Origin of the sequence: Parabacteroides sp. PF5-9 (assembly GCF_029893105.1) — a bacterium.
Classification (GTDB): domain Bacteria; phylum Bacteroidota; class Bacteroidia; order Bacteroidales; family Tannerellaceae; genus JARXWG01.
The window spans coordinates 1-16,739 of record NZ_JARXWG010000039.1 but is presented as its reverse complement, the minus strand read 5'-3'; the positions used below and the strand labels follow the sequence as shown (position 1 = coordinate 16,739).

Below are 16,739 nucleotides of genomic sequence, written 5' to 3'. Positions count from 1 at the left end.
TCATTCTATGATAAAATCAGAGATGATTTTCGGCGAACGTGGGTGCAAAGATAATATATAATATATTCATAAACCAAATTATTGGGGAAGTTTTTTAGAAGTTTTTTGTTTGCGTTAGCCATAGGTATTCTTATCCGATTGAGGGTGTGGAGATAAACTACTTTTGTATTAATCCATAAAATAAATCAGGATTAGAAATTGTAGAGTTTATTAACGAGATGGCCTACATAAATTCTAAAAATTCATCCCGGTATCCCACCACAGACGTGTGCCTGCGTGGTCGGGGGCATTTAATATTTTTTGCAATGATTGGTATAATTCTGCATCCGTATCACTCATATCTGCCGGAAAGCTTAACCGTCGAATCATTATTTCAGTATCAATAGCACCATCTTTGTTGTTATTAAAACGCACCGGAAAAAGCCGTGGATATCCTGTACGTCGTTGTTCGCTCCAGGCTTCACACCCTTCAGGAAATAAAGCCAACCATTTCTGAGTAATAATTTTTTCCAGCTTTTCTTCGGATGAAGCCAAATCAATCCAACGAGGAGTCACCTTACATCTGGCTTGAATATTATTTGCCGAGTCAAAAACATCGATATAATCCGCAGCCGTTTTTTCACTATAAATATATTCATCATAGTTTCCAGCAATCCCCCATTGTCGAAACGACGTTTTTATTCCTTCTTCATAACACATCTGAGCATTTTCTCCACTCCAACCTCTCAAGGCCGCTTCGGCACGAAGAAACCAAACCTCAGCAGCTGTCATTAAGATAGGTTCAGTTGTTGGGTTTACATATATTTTAGAATGTGAGGCATAAAGCAAATGTGAAAAACATATTCCTTGTCTTATTCCTTTATATTGTCCTTTCAATTCAATCACTAAAGAGTCTTTTCCATTCCGATCTTTCAAAATAACATCTTCAGCACAAGGTTCAAAAAAACAGCCTCGCCGTGGATCTTCGTAGCCGTTTAAAATAGACTCCATTGACGCATTCATCTGAACTTCATTCCAAGCGCGGTTAATAGCGCCTAACGGATTCTGATAACCGTTTCGTGTAGACACCACGACATTTTCATTAGATTCCGACAAAAAACCATATGGATTATTAAATGCTTCTTGAAATTCCGTCCGCGCTTTACCGGGATCAGCCATAGCTATCCGTATAGCCAAACGCATACGTAGTGAATTAGCATATTTAATCCATGAAACATACTCTCCATCCAATAGAATATCAAAAAGTTTTATGATTGAATGCTCTGTTGTCGCATCTGTATTTTCCATCAACAACCGAACCGCATCATCCAGATCCTCAAAAAAAGCATAATACGCCTCTTTTTGTGTTTCCGGATGATAAACCCCTTCTTCATCTCCAAAAGAAGAATAAACAATAGGCCCATATATATCCGTTACACGATGCATCGCTTGCACTTTAAGTATCTTGGTTATTGCATAAAGGACAGGATATTTTTCATAAGTAGCGTCTTCCGATCTTTTTATATTCGGCAGTACATAACCATATGTATAAAGCCAGTTCGTACCATTCCAGCCATCCTGTAGATTATAATCAGAGTTAGACGTTCCCCCATTATGCGGCTTATAATCGTGCATATACCCACTAAACATATCCGCATTCAGATTTTGCATGATTTGATACGGCCAGTTTTTCCCTTTTCCGAAATCATAATTAAAATAGATTCCTTGTTGAATAATATCAAAGGGTATACGCAGATCATTGAAATCGATCTGCATATCGCCATCGGTTATACCGGATTTATCAGTATTCAGTTCTTTGAAATTTTCCGTACAGGAAAAAAAGAGTAGCCCCGAAAGCACACTTACTATATAATATATGTGTATTCTTTTGAACATCATCCTTGATTAAAAATCACATTTAATATTAAATCCGAAATTACGCGTAGTCGGCATTCCGTACACCTCTATTCCCTGGTTATCATTTCCGGTAGATAAAATTAATTCGGGATCGAACGGAGCGTCTTTATAGATAAAGAATAGATTCCGGGCAACAAATGAGAGTTGCACTTTTTGCAAAACACGGGTAGCCTTTATCCATTTAGCCGGAAGCATATAACTCAGAGACAGTTCCCGCAATCGTACATTAGTCGCATTATACATATAATATTCAGTCACGCCCGCCCGGCCTCCAACAATATTCTTATAGAAACCTTGTACATTTTCAATCTTATGTCCTTCCAGATTCACATATCCTGCATCCCGAGCGTCTGCTGTCACTTTTGTCACACCAAACATATCCATATCAGCATGTGTTTGAGAAAGAATATCTCCCCCCACACGGCTATCTATCAGAAAATAAAGAGAAAGTTGTTTATAATTCAATTGATTGCCCCAGCTTATCGTAAATTCCGGATAGGCATTCCCCACTTTAATCAGATTACCGTCTCCTTCCACTTGTGGAAGTCCTTTCCGTTCACCTTCCGTTTCATATAAAATAGTGCCGTTTTCATCCCGCCGGAAAGCTTTCCCGTATATATCACCAAATGCTCCACCTTCCTTAAGCTTCATCGCATAGCTTGACGAAAAACCTTGAGGGCCATAAATAAAAACAGGGAGTTCTTCATGTAATTTAAGCACCTTATTTTTGTTTCGGGAAAAATTAATTTCCGTGCGCCATGTGACAGGCTGATCCACCACCGGATGAGCAGTCAGATTCGCCTCCCACCCCACATTCTGTATATCACCGGCATTGACATAACGATATGCATACTTATCACCGGATTTAGCCGGCAGTTTGAAGAATTGATTGCGTGTATTTGTTTTATACCATGTCAATGCCATACTCAACCGGTTGTTCAAAAAACGCCATTCCGTTCCCAACTCAATCGATGTTGTCATCTCCGGTTTCATATCCTCAAAAGGTGCTGCATCTGCAAATTCGATCTCTCCTCCGGCACTAATATGCGATACCGGATTAGTAATATATAATGGTATATCATTACCTACTTTGCTCCATACCGCCCTAACCTTTGAAAAAGAGATCCATTTGGGCAAACTAAACATTTTTCCTATAACCCAAGCGCCACCGATCGAAGGATAGAAAAACCCTGAACTTTCATTTGGTGTAAAGGCCAGTGTCGACGACCAGTCGTTTCTGGCTGTAAGATCTACAAACAGACTCTCTTTATATCCGATTTGTGCCGTACCGAACAACGATTGCATTTGTCGACGTGCATCTATCTGTTGATTAATATAAGCCGATCCATCCATCACAATATTGGCCAGATTGAAAACATTGGCATACTTCAAAGAAGCAGTCTTCGAATCGTATCGGGTGGAATTGACTGTTTTATCATTAATGCTTGCTCCAATTGCCGCCTGAACAGAAAGATCAGTATTGATCTTTTTTTCAAAGATCCCCATGAGATCTCCATAAAACATTGTTTCCTGATAATCCATTTCTACATATCGACCATTCTCACCGGAGAGTGCCGGAGCTGTTGATGCATAAAACTTCTGGCGGATCTTATCATTGATATAATCCAGACTACCCCGTCCTTGTATCTTAAACCATGGTGTCACTTGAAAATCAGCAGAAAGAGACGTAATCAGCCGACCACGTGTATCTTTGCTCTGTATACGATTAATTACCCAATACGGATTTTGTTCAAAATCTTGGGTGTCGGAATGCCAGTTTTGAACGGATAGGTTTCTCGATTCATCCCACACTTCAAAATTTTCTTTATATGGAGTGATGTCTACTCCACGCGGAAACCGATATAACCCGACCAAAGAGTTCATATAAAATCCCCCTACAGGATTACGATTTTTAATAACCTGTCTGAAAACATTCACATTCGCATCCAATTTCAACCGATTGTCAAAAAGAGTGGTCGTTTCCCGCAAATTTAAATTATGCTTATCCAAGGAGTTATGTTCTATCAAACCGTCACTCGCTGTATTGGCATACGAAAAATAGGTCTGATACTTTTCATTTCCCGAACTAATTGCCAAAGAATTCATCGCTGTATAGCCGGTACGAAAAAAATCACCGACATTATCATATACGGTTAAATCACTTTTTTCTCCCCAACTTTCCACCCCATTACTGACACCATAAGAGTTTTGGAACTCAGGCAAACAAAAAGCCTGGTCAAATGTAATATTTGAAGTAAATGTTATTTGTCTTCTGTCTGAATTTCCTTTTTTGGTGGTAATAAGAATGACTCCGTTTGCCGCTTGGCTTCCATACAATGCAGCCGCAGGAGCACCTTTCAAGACACTGATGCTCTCCACATCTTCCGGATTCAGATTAGAAACCCCATCACCACCATCCCGATTCCCCGCATCAGCTGTTCCTCCGACAGCCGTAAAGGCCTGCTCGTTGGAGGCATTCATTACCGGGACACCGTCAATCACGTACAAAGGTTGATTATTGCCTACCACAGAACGGATACCACGCATCAATACCTTGGACGAGCCTCCGACTCCGGATGATGTTTTATTCACCTGAACCCCCGATATTTTCCCTGTTAATGAAGTCATCATACTGGGATCTTTTACCCGAGTCAACTCCTCCCCTCCCAGTTGTTTTACCGAATAAGACAATGAGGCTTCATTCTTTTTAAGTCCTAAGGCCGTTACAACAACATCGTCTAATTGTTGTGAATTTTCAACAAGCGTAATCAACAGTTCATTTTCATCAGACACTTTTACCTCCATGGGTTCATATCCCAAATAAGAGATTTGCAGTATAGCAGTCCGTGGAACGTTTATCGTAAAACGTCCATCCTGATCAGCTATAACACCATTGATTGTCCCTTTTTCGATTACATTAGCACCCGCCAATGGTTCACCGACGGTATTATATATAATTCCCGTTATTTTTTCTTTATTTTGTAAGACATTCGTAGATATATCTGTATTTTTCTTTGCGAAAGCTGCAGATGGGGCGAACAGTAAAAATAGCAATACGATTTTAAGCGTTAAGGCACTCATTCTATGTTTTGTGGATATTTACGGTGTAAAGGTAGTGATTTTTTAGCATTGAAAAACAGCTTTTAAGCAATCAGCATGAAAAACAGGCACTTCGCCCTTTATTTTTAACATTTAACGAAGGTTGAAACGAAAAAAAGAAATCTTTCCACCCATCTTAAATTTATTTACACTTTACCTGTTTTACTGATTAACCCCAAATAACATCCACTATAAAGTTCAACTCAAACAGTATACTTTTCCTGCGCAAAAAGCCGAATCACCCCATTTCTGTAAATAAGACAAAGAAATTCCACTAAAAACAGAACTCTTAATGTGATACCCTTACGCATTTTATCTCTATTCCCTCCTCTTTTTGCTTAGAACTTCTCTATTTTTGATCCGGAGTTTTAATCGTCTAACAGTTGGTAGACGATCGGGACACAGTTGGTAGACGAAAGTGATCCAATTGGTAGACGAAAGTGACACAGCTGATGGACGATTAATGGATATAGCCGAAATATTGAGCCCATGTGAAAGAATAAAAGAACAGTTCGAAATAAAAAAAGTAGTCAAATAAGTGTATTTATTATTGGATTACTCATCAAACAACAATGCTATTGAGAGACTTATTATACGATTAACCTTAAAATTTTAACGTATGGCAGCAGAGTATAAATTAGTTCGTAACCCCAACCCCCACCATGACAACCGGGTATTACCCCTTCATGCTCGCTTAGTATCGGGCGGCACAGTATCGGTTGACGACATAATGCGTGACCTGAAAGCTAGGTCGAGTTTTTCACCGGCAGATATAAAAGGGATGTTGCAACTGTTGCAGGATATTATGGCCGACTACCTGATGTTTGGAAAAAATGTAGAATTAGACGGTATTGGAACATTTAGTGTTTCATTGCAATGCCGGCCGGTTATGAACAAAAAGGAGATCCGTGCCGAATCGGTTCATTTTAGAAGCATCAACTACCGTCCTTCCGTCAAACTTTGCAGACGGTTAGAAACCATGCCGGTTTTCCGGGCTGACAGTTCAAAACAGATTCGACACTACACCCTTGATGAATGTAGGGAACATTTACTACGTTATCTTAATAATCACACATTCATTACACGCAAAACCTATATGCAGTTAAATGCGCGCAGCAAACCACAGGCATGTATGGATTTGAAACAATTTCTCAACGAAGGAATTATCAATCGATATGGGCAAGGACCAACCACTTTTTACATGAAGAGACCGTCTGGTGATGAATAAAATCAACAGTCGGCCTCTTTTTATAATACAAAGCATTTAAATTATTTCAACCCTGTCGCTTCCAGCCAAAGATTAGCCATCAGCTGACGTCCGGGAAGATCGGGATGAACGCCGTCGTTCGACCAGTAACGAGCACCTGCTTGTTTGATTGCGGCATCGAATCCGGCCTGGAAAGGTACAAATACGGCATTGAATTCCTGTGCCAGTTTTTTGGCAATCACGCGATATTCGTCGAACATCGGGAACCATTTCGGATCATCGATAGCCGAGCCTCCTTTGAGCGTAAACGGTTCGCAAATAACCAATTGAATATGGGGTAGTTTCTCTTTGGTATAGCGCAACAGGTCTCTGTAGTCTTCTTCATACACCTTGGCTGTACCTTTATATCCGGCGTTCAATGTATGCCAGTAATCATTCACACCGATCAGGATACTTAATACATCGGGGTGAAAGGCCAGACATTCGGCTTCCCAGCGTTCGCGTAGCTGGTAGACTTTGTTTCCGCTGATCCCCCGGTTGTATATTTTGGGTTGTTTGGCAGCCTCTTTCACCAATAACTGGCTGGCAATAAAAAGGGGATATCCGTTGCCCAACATCGGAAAGGAGTTGCTGATTGTGTTTGTTTTATCTCTTCCGGCATCCGTAATAGAATCACCCTGCAACATGATGACTGCATTCTTTTTCAATGTGATCTTGGGTGCATTTACTGCAGTATGTTCTTCGACAACTGCTTTTGCCAATTCCGGAATCAATAGGGCTCCTGTCCCTGCCAGGACACCTTTTTTAAGAAAATCTCTTCTTGAATTTTTCATGGTTGCATTCATTCGTTCATAATGTCGGCAAAGATAAAGACAAAACTTTTAGTCGGGGATGAATTTTGTCGCATTTTATTAATAAAGAAAAAAATGCGTCGCATTTATAGATGGTAAGGGTTCGTTTTTTCGATATTTAAGGAAAAAAATGCGATATTTGCACCGCTTTTAGAGACGAATCGATTAATTCTCAACATAAATCAGTTAAGATATGACAAAGAGTGCATTACAAATTGCAAGAGCAGCCTACCAACCCAAGGTTCCCGCAGCTTTGAAAGGTGCTGTAAAAGCCGTTGACGGCGAGTATACACAATCTATTGCCGATCAGGAAGAGATCAAGAAATTGTTCCCCAACACCTATGGTATGCCGGTGATTACTTTTGAAAAAGAAAATAGTCCGAAAGCGATGCCGGCGATGAATGTGGGCGTAATCCTTTCTGGCGGACAGGCTCCGGGTGGACATAATGTGATTGCAGGACTGTTTGACGGGATTAAAGCGATCAATGAAAAATCACGCCTTTATGGATTTATTCTTGGTCCTGGAGGATTGGTCGATCACAAATACAAAGAATTGACTGCAGCTATTATCGACGAATATCGCAATACCGGTGGTTTTGATATGATCGGATCGGGTCGTACCAAACTGGAAGAAAAAGAACAGTTTGATAAAGGGTTGGAAATCCTAAAAGAACTGGATATTAAAGCGCTTGTAATCATCGGTGGTGATGATTCGAACACGAATGCGTGTGTCTTGGCTGAATATTACAAAGCTATCGGTGCAGGTGTACAGGTGATCGGTTGCCCGAAAACCATTGATGGAGACTTGAAAAATGAGCAGATTGAAACTTCTTTTGGTTTTGACACGGCTTGTAAGGTCTACTCGGAAGTTATCGGTAACATCGAACGTGATTGTAATTCGGCACAGAAATATTGGCACTTCATTAAACTGATGGGACGCTCGGCCTCTCACATTGCATTGGAGTGTGGACTACAGACGCAACCGAATATCTGTATTGTCTCGGAAGAAGTAGAAGCTAAAAATATGTCGCTGGATGATATCGTGACCTATATTGCCGATATCGTAGCTAAACGTGCGAAAAAAGGCGATAACTTCGGAACAGTCTTGATTCCTGAGGGTTTGATTGAGTTTGTTCCGGCAATGAAACGTTTGATTGCTGAATTGAATGATTACCTGGCAAAACATGACGCCGAATTTAAGATGATCAAGAAAAGCGAACAACGTTCATATATCATCAGTAAATTGACAAAAGATAATTCCGACCTGTATGCCAGTCTTCCGGAAGGAGTTGCCCGTCAGTTGACATTGGATCGCGACCCACACGGAAACGTTCAGGTATCATTGATTGAAACAGAGAAATTGCTTTCTGAAATGGTGGCTAAAAAATTAGACGAGTGGAAGAAAGCTGGTAAATATACCGGTAAATTCTCTCCTTTACATCACTTCTTTGGTTATGAAGGTCGCTGTGCTGCTCCTTCTAATTATGATGCCGACTATTGTTATTCATTAGGTTATACAGCTTCCTGCCTGATTGCAGCGGGTAAGACCGGTTATATGTCTTCGGTGCGCAACACGACTGCTCCTGCTGATAAGTGGATTGCCGGAGGTATACCTGTTACAATGATGATGAATATGGAACGTCGTCATGGTGAAATGAAACCGGTTATCCAGAAAGCATTGGTTAAACTGGATGGTGCTCCATTTAAGACATTCGCCTCTAAACGTGATGAGTGGGCATTAACAACAAGCTATGTGTATCCAGGACCGATCCAATACTTCGGACCGACTGAAGTATGCGACCAACCGACTAAAACGTTGCAGTTGGAACAAGCAAAAAAATAAAAGAAACATATCTCTATCGTGAAAAGGTACTCCAAAAGGGTACCTTTTTTTATTTCTTTTTATGAGATACATCATAAATGTAGCCATTTGTGAAAGAGATGTGACTTTATGAGTAAAAGAATAGCGCTTTTTTCTGCTTAGCTTTGCATCGTTCTACCAGCTGATTATGACAGACGGTAGGAAAACAAGAAGGATACGCCAAAATAGAGCTTGAGATGTATTTCAGGAACATGCCCGGTAACCATGCTGTTGCATTAGGGATAAACAAATGTTATAGTCTTTTCTTTTTGTTGGAAGGGAGTATGTATTTGAGTGCCGATGGATTTGGAACTTATGTGCTCGGACAAAGAGAATGTATCTTATTGCCCCGGAATATCGACATTTACTGTGGCACATTGGAATCATCGGTATATATACTCCTCGACTGTCCTGAATCAGGCAATGAAAAAAATGCAAATCTCTTTAAAGAGTTACTGTCATACTATCAGGGCTATCTGTCCAGTCACACCATTCTTTCAATAAAAGAGCTGTTGGTTGCTGATTTAAAAGCGTGGTTTGGAGATGAGAATACCGACAAAGCACACACATATACTTTTGATCGATTGTATCATACCTTCCAGTCGCTTTATTCAAAAAGCGAAATGGCTGCTCTTTTTTATCCCATATTGGGAGAATACTGGAGGCAACGGATGTATGGAGAACAAGATATTTATCGAATAAATTCTTAACACACACACTTACTATTGGCCAAAACCAATTTTAACTAACTAGGTTCTATGTTACCTGCCTCTTCGGTTCGTGAGAATAGAAGATGGGAAAAACATAGTTTTAATCTCAAGATATACGGATTATCCTATATTTACTCGCATAATTCTTTGGGTACTTCATACATTTCTTGTAATCGTACTAACTCTTTTTTCATCTTTTGGATCACCTCTTCCATATCCGGATAACCGTATATATTATGCATTTCGTTCGGGTCGTTTTGTAAATCATATAATTCCCAGAGATTATCTTCGTAGAAATGGATTAATTTATAGCGCATCGTTTTGACTCCATAATGTGCTTTTACACTATGAAAACCCGGATATTCATAATAGTGATAATAGAGCGACTCTCTCCAACTCTCAGGTATTTCTCCTCCTAATAACGGACGAAACGATTGTCCCTGCATATCTTCCGGTATTTCAATACCACACATATCCAGAAAAGTCGGTGCAAAATCAATATTTTGAGTCAAGCCCTTTATCTCTGTACCGGGATTGATTTCGCTTGGATAACTCATCAACAGAGGCATAACAAATGATTCTTCATACATAAACCGCTTATCAAACCAGCCATGTTCTCCCAGATAGAACCCTTGATCCGAGGTGTAAACAATGATTGTATTTTTATCCAATCCTTTCTCTTTCAAATAATCCAGAATTTCTCCTACACTTTCATCGACGCTTTTTATAGTTGCCAGATAGTCTTGTAAATAACGTTGGAGTTTCCACTCTGCAATTTCTTTTTCTGTTCTGGGAGTACTAAAAAAATCATTGTTTCTTTCGCGGTAAGCTTCAAAAAAGCGAGCTTTTTCTTCGGGTGTTATCCGATCAATAAATACGTGAGGCCAAGGATCATAAAGTAGCGTATCGCTATCTGTTCCGGTAACCATTTTTAGGTCATGTCCTTCGTACATGTCTCGGTATATATTCATCTCCTGCTTTGAAGCAGCAACTCTATTGTCATAACTGTCAAAATAATTTTCGGGAATAGGGAATAGTGTATGTTCATATAGTCGATAATGACGTTCGGCCGGCACCCAGTTACGATGTGGCGCTTTATGATTCATCATCAGAAAAAACGGCTTTTCTTTATCTCGTTTATCCAGCCACTCTTTCGTGAAGCGGGTAATGATATCTGTGACATAACCGGTATGGCGGGTCGTATCTTTTCCGGTAATAAAATCGGGATGGTTATATTCCCCCTGGTCGCTCAGAATGGTCCAGAAATCAAATCCGGTTGGTTCTGACACCAGATGCCACTTACCAATCAATGCGGTTTCATAGCCGTTTGCCTGAAGTATTTTGGGTAATGTTTGTTGCGTGCCATCAAAACCTTGGTTTCCGTTTCTCATAAATCCGTTTTTATGACTATGTTTCCCTGTCAGAATAGCAGCACGACTTGGCCCGGAGATAGAGTTACAACAATAGTTGGCTTGAAATATGGCACCTTCTTTAGCGATGCGATCAATATTGGGAGTCGGAGCCAGAGTAGACAATCCTGAGCGGTATGCACTAATGGCTGCCATCGCATGATCGTCTGTTAAAATAAATAAGACATTAGGCTTTTCCTGTTGAATTTTTCCGGTACAGGATATTATAAAAGGGAATAATAATGTTCCACTAATTATTTTATTTCTCATAATGACACGATATAAATATATTAAAAAAGAGGTTGAAGATAGTCATAATACCTGGAAAGTGACAGTATAAAGATCTGTTTTTTGCACCATGCAAATCTGTTTTCTGTTTGATCCGACTACTTTTTCTGTTACACCTATGTCTGTTTTCTGTTAGAGGTACCTCTAAAATAATTTAGAGGTACGTGTAAATCAGTTTAGAGGTACGTCTAAAATCATTTAGAGGTACCTCTAACAAAAAAGTGCTTATTATGCTTCTAATAAACCGACGGATCTTTTTCGTTTTTGTTTTGATAACTTATATATATCAGCCTGATATATAGCTATTCGCCTAATGCCCATATTCTGAAAACCAGCAGATAAGATAACAAAAAAGGGATTCGTTTCCGAATCCCTCTCTTTACTCTCTATGGGGTTTATCTTAATCTAATTTCAAGACAGCCAGGAACGCTTTTTGAGGCACTTCTACTGTACCGATCTGTTTCATGCGTTTTTTTCCTTCTTTTTGTTTTTCAAGCAATTTCCGTTTACGGGAAATATCACCTCCATAACATTTGGCTGTTACGTCTTTGCGAACGGCTTTTATCGTTTCACGGGCAATGATCTTCGAACCGATAGCAGCCTGAATCGCGATATCAAATTGTTGACGTGGAATTAATTCTTTCAACTTTTCACACATACGACGGCCGAATGTCACACTATTATCAACATGGGTCAAGGTTGAAAGTGCATCAACCGGTTCTCCATTGAGGAGGATATCCAGTTTGGCCAACTTACTTGGACGAAAATCGTGTAAATGGTAATCAAACGAGGCATACCCTTTTGAGATGCTTTTCAATTTATCATAAAAATCGATCACGATCTCTCCCAAAGGCATATCGTAATGTATTTCGACACGATCACCTGAAATATATTCTTGCTTGAGAAGAATACCTCTTTTTCCCAGACATAATGTCATAATAGGGCCAATGTAAGCGGTTGTAGTTATGACAGATGCACGGATATAAGGCTCGTCTATATGATCGATTTGCGTCGGATCGGGCAGACCGCTGGGGTTATGTACCTCCAGACAATTCCCTTTTTTATCATATACTTTATAGGATACGTTTGGAACTGTGGTGATCACATCCATATCAAACTCACGATCAAGACGTTCCTGCACGATCTCCATATGTAAGAGTCCCAGAAAACCACAACGGAATCCAAAACCGAGGGCTGCTGAACTTTCAGGCTGGAAGGTGAGGGAAGCGTCATTTAACTGTAATTTTTCAAGAGACGCTCGTAAATTTTCAAAATCTTCGCTGTCGATCGGATAGACTCCGGCAAACACCATTGGCTTGACCTCTTCAAAACCGGCTATGGCTTCCGTAGCTCCATTTTTCATATGTGTAATCGTATCACCCACGCGAACTTCACGGGATGTTTTAATACCGGAAATGATATATCCGACATCGCCGGTTCTGACTTCCTGACGAGGTGACATGCCTAGTTTAAGGATTCCGACTTCATCGGCGTCGTATTCCTTTTCTGTGGCGATGAATTTGACTCGATCTCCCTTCCGAATCACTCCGTTTACAACTTTAAAGTAAGCTATAATTCCTCGGAATGAGTTGAATACAGAGTCGAAAATCAAACATTGTAAAGGCGCTTCGGGATCACCTTGGGGAGCCGGAACTTTGTTTACAATTGCATCTAATATTTCATAGACCCCTTCGCCTGTTTTTCCACTGGCACGAAGAATGTCTTCACGGTCAACTCCAAGTAGTTCGACAATCTGGTCTTCGACCTCTTCTGGCATAGCGCTAGGTAAATCGATCTTGTTGATCACCGGGATGATTTCGAGGTTGTTATCGATAGCCATATACAGGTTGGAAATTGTTTGAGCCTGTATACCTTGTGCAGCATCAACAATGAGTAATGCTCCCTCGCAAGCGGCAATAGAACGGGATACCTCGTAAGAAAAGTCGACGTGCCCCGGGGTATCGATCAGATTGAGGGTATATTCTTCTCCGTCTTTGAGATATTTCATTTGAATGGCATGGCTTTTAATGGTAATGCCACGCTCACGCTCAAGATCCATATCATCAAGAACCTGGTTTTGCATATCTTTGCCTTCGACAGTTTTGGTATATTCAAGCAAGCGGTCGGCCAGAGTACTTTTACCATGGTCTATATGAGCAATGATACAAAAATTGCGTATATTCTTCATCTGCTAACTTTATTTAGGTGTGCAAAGATAGGAATTTTACAGTGAACATAATACTTTTGGCATACCATTTGTTATATAATATGTTATGACGACACAAGAAATAAACAGAGCTTACGAGCGTATTATCGGTTCATTGGATAATAAAGAACTGAAGGATGCATTTGTTTGTCTACAAGGAATGATTGCCGGGGTTCGTGAATACGTTTTTCAAGAGAAGTTCGACGAATTACAAAGTACCTATAAATATATGTTACGCTACCGGATGGAAGGCGCTAAAGATCCGATGCAGGAACATATCTATCATACACTGCTTCTGTCGGCTTATGAATTGGCTGATCAGGTAAAGCATAAAGCACTCTCGGCTGAATCGTCTTTCATTTATTATAACCGAAAACGTTCATTGGATGCAGGTGGGGGTACGACCTATGATCAATTACATGCGCAATTGGATATCCCCGGCCAAACAATGGAGTTGGAACAACAATATGAAATAACATTAACCGAACTTTTCCATAAAATATGGGTCTCTTACCCGCTATCGCCCGATGATGTACTTGTAGTGAAAGAAATTTTATATAATCCCGTTTTGCCGGTTGCCACCGGTTGCCAGATTGTGTCGGCTTTGCTATTAGGATTACAAGCTTCGTTTGATAAAGAGAAACTTTTTCTTCTCTTTGATGCGTTGGAAACAGAAAATGAAGAAGTAAGAGTACGGGCATTGATTGGTATTTTACTGACTCTATTTGCGTACAGAAAACGGACCTATTTATATCCGCAGATACAGGAACGGCTGGATCTTTATGCTGAAAGTCACCCTGCGTTTACGAATGATATTCGTACAATAACCCTACGTTTTATTCTGGCTCGCGAAACAGAGAAGATCACTCGGAAATTGCAAGAAGAGATTATTCCTGAAATGATGAAGCTTAATTCTAAAATTACAGGAAAGATCAATCTGAAAGATTTGGCCTCTGAACAGATTGGAGCAGAGATGAACCCCGAATGGCAGGAGATGCTTGCCGGATCTTCTTTAGAGAAAAAAATGCAGGAATTTGGTGAACTACAGCAAGAAGGTGCTGATGTGATGCATTCGACATTTATTCATCTGAAGAACTTCCCTTTTTTCCGGGAGATCAGTAATTGGTTCCTGCCGTTTATACCGCAACATTCCTCTTTAGGGAATCCGGAGAATAAAGAGCCGGGTGACAGACAAGTGTTAGACGCTTTGGCTACAGCACCGTTTATGTGTAACTCCGATAAATATTCGCTTTATTTCAGTATGATGCAATTGCCGGAACAACATAAAAAAATGATGATGGGGCAGTTTGAAGGACAGGCGGGTGAAATGATTCAACAAAGTAAAGAAGAGTTTGTGACACAGCGGGGAAATATTGCATTTATATCGGGACAATATATTCAAGACTTATATCGCTTTTTCAAACTATATCCCAGCAAGTTGGATTTTGATGATATTTTTACCTGGAAATTGGATTTTCATAATCTGCCGATCTTGCAACCCTATATTTCAGATAAGGAGAGTATGTGGGCTATAGCAGAGTATTATCTGCATAAGGGACATTTTCTTGATGCCTTGAGTATTTATGTGCGTTTATCTATTCAAGATCATGAAAATGATGTTCTTTTCCAGAAAATAGGGTATTGCAAGCAGATGAATGATGATATCGAAGGTGCTCTGGATGCTTATCTGCGTGCTGATTTATTAAATAACAACAGCAAATGGGTGATTCGCCGCATTGCGGGGTGTTACCGGACATTAAAACGACCGGAGGAAGCCTTAACCTATTATCAGCGTTATGAACTGATGAGTCCTGATGAATTATCTGTTCAAATGAACATCGGGCATTGTTACCTGGAAATGCGTGATTATGATGAAGCCTTGAAGTATTATTTTAAAGTGGATTATTTGGACACAAAAAGTAATAAAGCATGGAGACCTATTGCATGGTGTTCTTTCCTAACAGGCAAATACGATCAGGCAAGAAACTATTATAAGCGGATATTAGATGCCCAGCCCAATATGCACGATTATATGAATGCGGGGCATACGGAATGGGTTATGCAAAATGTGAAACAAGCTTTAAAATACTATAAGAAGTCGGTTGAGACTGAACAGAACGATTTTCATAAGTTCAAAGAACAATTCAATCAGGATATTCCGGATCTGTTAATGGCAGGCATCGAAGAACCGGAAATCCCGTTGATGTTGGATCAGTTACGTTATGTCTTAGAGGATGGACTTTAAGAGTTGTCTGACATGATTTTTCAGAATATGAAAAGCTGGTACAGCCATATCTCCATGATTGTATCCGTCGAGTTCATATAAGTAAGTTTCTTTGTGACCGGCAACTTTCATCATTCGCCAGAAATAGGCGTTTTCTTCATAGCGCCCAAGCATTTCCATTTCACGATCACCCGACACAATTATCAAAGGAGGAGCGTCGGGACGAACATAATAAAGAGGGGCAAATTCATCAATACTGGGCTGTGTATCCTTCATGCCTAAAGATTGACGATAAGCAAAGTGGCTGATGGCATGCCCGCTAAAAGGGATAAGAGCGGCGATTTCATCCGCATCGATTTGGTAAGTATTGAGCCATTTTTTATCTAATCCGATCATAGCGGCAAGATATCCGCCGGCAGAATGGCCGGAAACAAAGACCTTGCGTTTATCACCTCCATATTGCTCTATTTCATTGAATGCCCAGGCTACAGCTGCGGCGGCATCATCTATACAGTTTGTTAGTGTCCCTTTGGGCAAAAGACGATAATTAACAGCTATTACAGCCATACCACTGTTCTTTAATTGTTCGGGAATGAATTTATTGCCTCCGGTCAATCCTCCACCATGAAACCATACGACTGTCGCAAATTCTTTCTGATTTTCAGGGTAGTAAAGATCTAGTTTACATCTCTCCTGACTATAAGAATCGCCTGATGTCCGGTAAGAGAGATTTTCGATCGTTTGATAAGTTATCTGATCCTGAGCAGAAGCAAGATAGCTAATAAAGACTGTGAGTAAGAGCAATAGGATTTTTTTCATGATTATTTTGTTTTTGGCAAAAATAATCATTCATAAATAAATTTCGCTTGATACAGAATAAAATAATATAGGCTATATATAATAAAAAAGAGGTACATTCCTCCATTCGGATCGAATATACCTCTTAATCAAAAACTGGCAGCTACCTACTCTCCCACATTGTGTGCAG

General features: G+C 40.1%; 10 protein-coding genes. 4 read left to right on the top strand and 6 right to left on the bottom strand.

The genetic code is table 11. The features are described from left to right. Window positions 1–234: 234 nt before the first annotated feature. Both M2135_RS15435 and M2135_RS15430 read right to left on the bottom strand, forming a co-directional pair. Window positions 235–1,878: a SusD/RagB family nutrient-binding outer membrane lipoprotein gene (locus M2135_RS15435; RefSeq protein ID WP_280749423.1), complete on the bottom strand. Its 1,644-nt coding sequence runs from the start codon at window positions 1,876–1,878 to the stop codon at window positions 235–237. A 6-nt stretch (window positions 1,879–1,884) separates the two neighbouring features. Then, window positions 1,885–4,977, bottom strand: a complete 3,093-nt coding sequence (locus M2135_RS15430; RefSeq protein WP_280749422.1) for a SusC/RagA family TonB-linked outer membrane protein — start codon at window positions 4,975–4,977, stop codon at window positions 1,885–1,887. Window positions 4,978–5,614: 637 nt separating this feature from the next. Here M2135_RS15430 and M2135_RS15425 point away from each other — a divergent pair. Then, window positions 5,615–6,223, top strand: coding sequence for an HU family DNA-binding protein (locus M2135_RS15425; protein WP_280749421.1), 609 nt, complete (start codon window positions 5,615–5,617; stop codon window positions 6,221–6,223). A gap of 41 nt (window positions 6,224–6,264) precedes the next feature. On the opposite strand, the gene M2135_RS15420 is transcribed toward M2135_RS15425, so the two are convergent. Next, a complete protein-coding gene (locus M2135_RS15420) occupies window positions 6,265–7,035 on the bottom strand; it encodes an SGNH/GDSL hydrolase family protein (RefSeq protein WP_280749420.1) in 771 nt (256 codons plus the stop codon). A 211-nt stretch (window positions 7,036–7,246) separates the two neighbouring features. On the opposite strand from M2135_RS15420, the gene M2135_RS15415 reads away from it, so the two are divergent. Together M2135_RS15415 and M2135_RS15410 are read left to right on the top strand one after the other, a co-directional pair. Beyond that, window positions 7,247–8,896 carry a diphosphate--fructose-6-phosphate 1-phosphotransferase gene (locus M2135_RS15415; protein ID WP_280749419.1) on the top strand — a complete coding sequence of 550 codons (1,650 nt, stop codon included), beginning with the start codon at window positions 7,247–7,249 and terminating at the stop codon, window positions 8,894–8,896. A 215-nt stretch (window positions 8,897–9,111) separates the two neighbouring features. Then, a complete protein-coding gene (locus tag M2135_RS15410) occupies window positions 9,112–9,624 on the top strand; it encodes a hypothetical protein (protein ID WP_280749418.1) in 513 nt (170 codons plus the stop codon). Window positions 9,625–9,755: 131 nt separating this feature from the next. Here M2135_RS15410 and M2135_RS15405 read toward each other — a convergent pair whose 3' ends face one another. Continuing rightward, the gene (locus M2135_RS15405; protein ID WP_280749417.1) at window positions 9,756–11,303 is read right to left on the bottom strand and encodes a sulfatase; all 1,548 of its coding nucleotides are present in this window, start codon (window positions 11,301–11,303) and stop codon (window positions 9,756–9,758) included. Between the two features lie 418 nt (window positions 11,304–11,721). After that, entirely contained in the window at window positions 11,722–13,509 is a 1,788-nt protein-coding gene (lepA, locus tag M2135_RS15400; protein ID WP_280749416.1) for a translation elongation factor 4, read from the bottom strand. 85 nt (window positions 13,510–13,594) lie between these two features. On the opposite strand from lepA, the gene M2135_RS15395 reads away from it, so the two are divergent. After that, window positions 13,595–15,772 (top strand): tetratricopeptide repeat protein, encoded by a 2,178-nt coding sequence (locus M2135_RS15395; protein ID WP_280749415.1) that lies wholly within the window; start codon window positions 13,595–13,597, stop codon window positions 15,770–15,772. Here the strand turns inward: M2135_RS15395 and M2135_RS15390 are convergent. Further along, the gene (locus tag M2135_RS15390; RefSeq protein WP_280749414.1) at window positions 15,755–16,570 is read right to left on the bottom strand and encodes an alpha/beta hydrolase; all 816 of its coding nucleotides are present in this window, start codon (window positions 16,568–16,570) and stop codon (window positions 15,755–15,757) included. The two genes, M2135_RS15395 and M2135_RS15390, sit on opposite strands and share 18 nt — an antisense overlap. Between the last annotated feature and the right edge of the window lie 169 nt (window positions 16,571–16,739).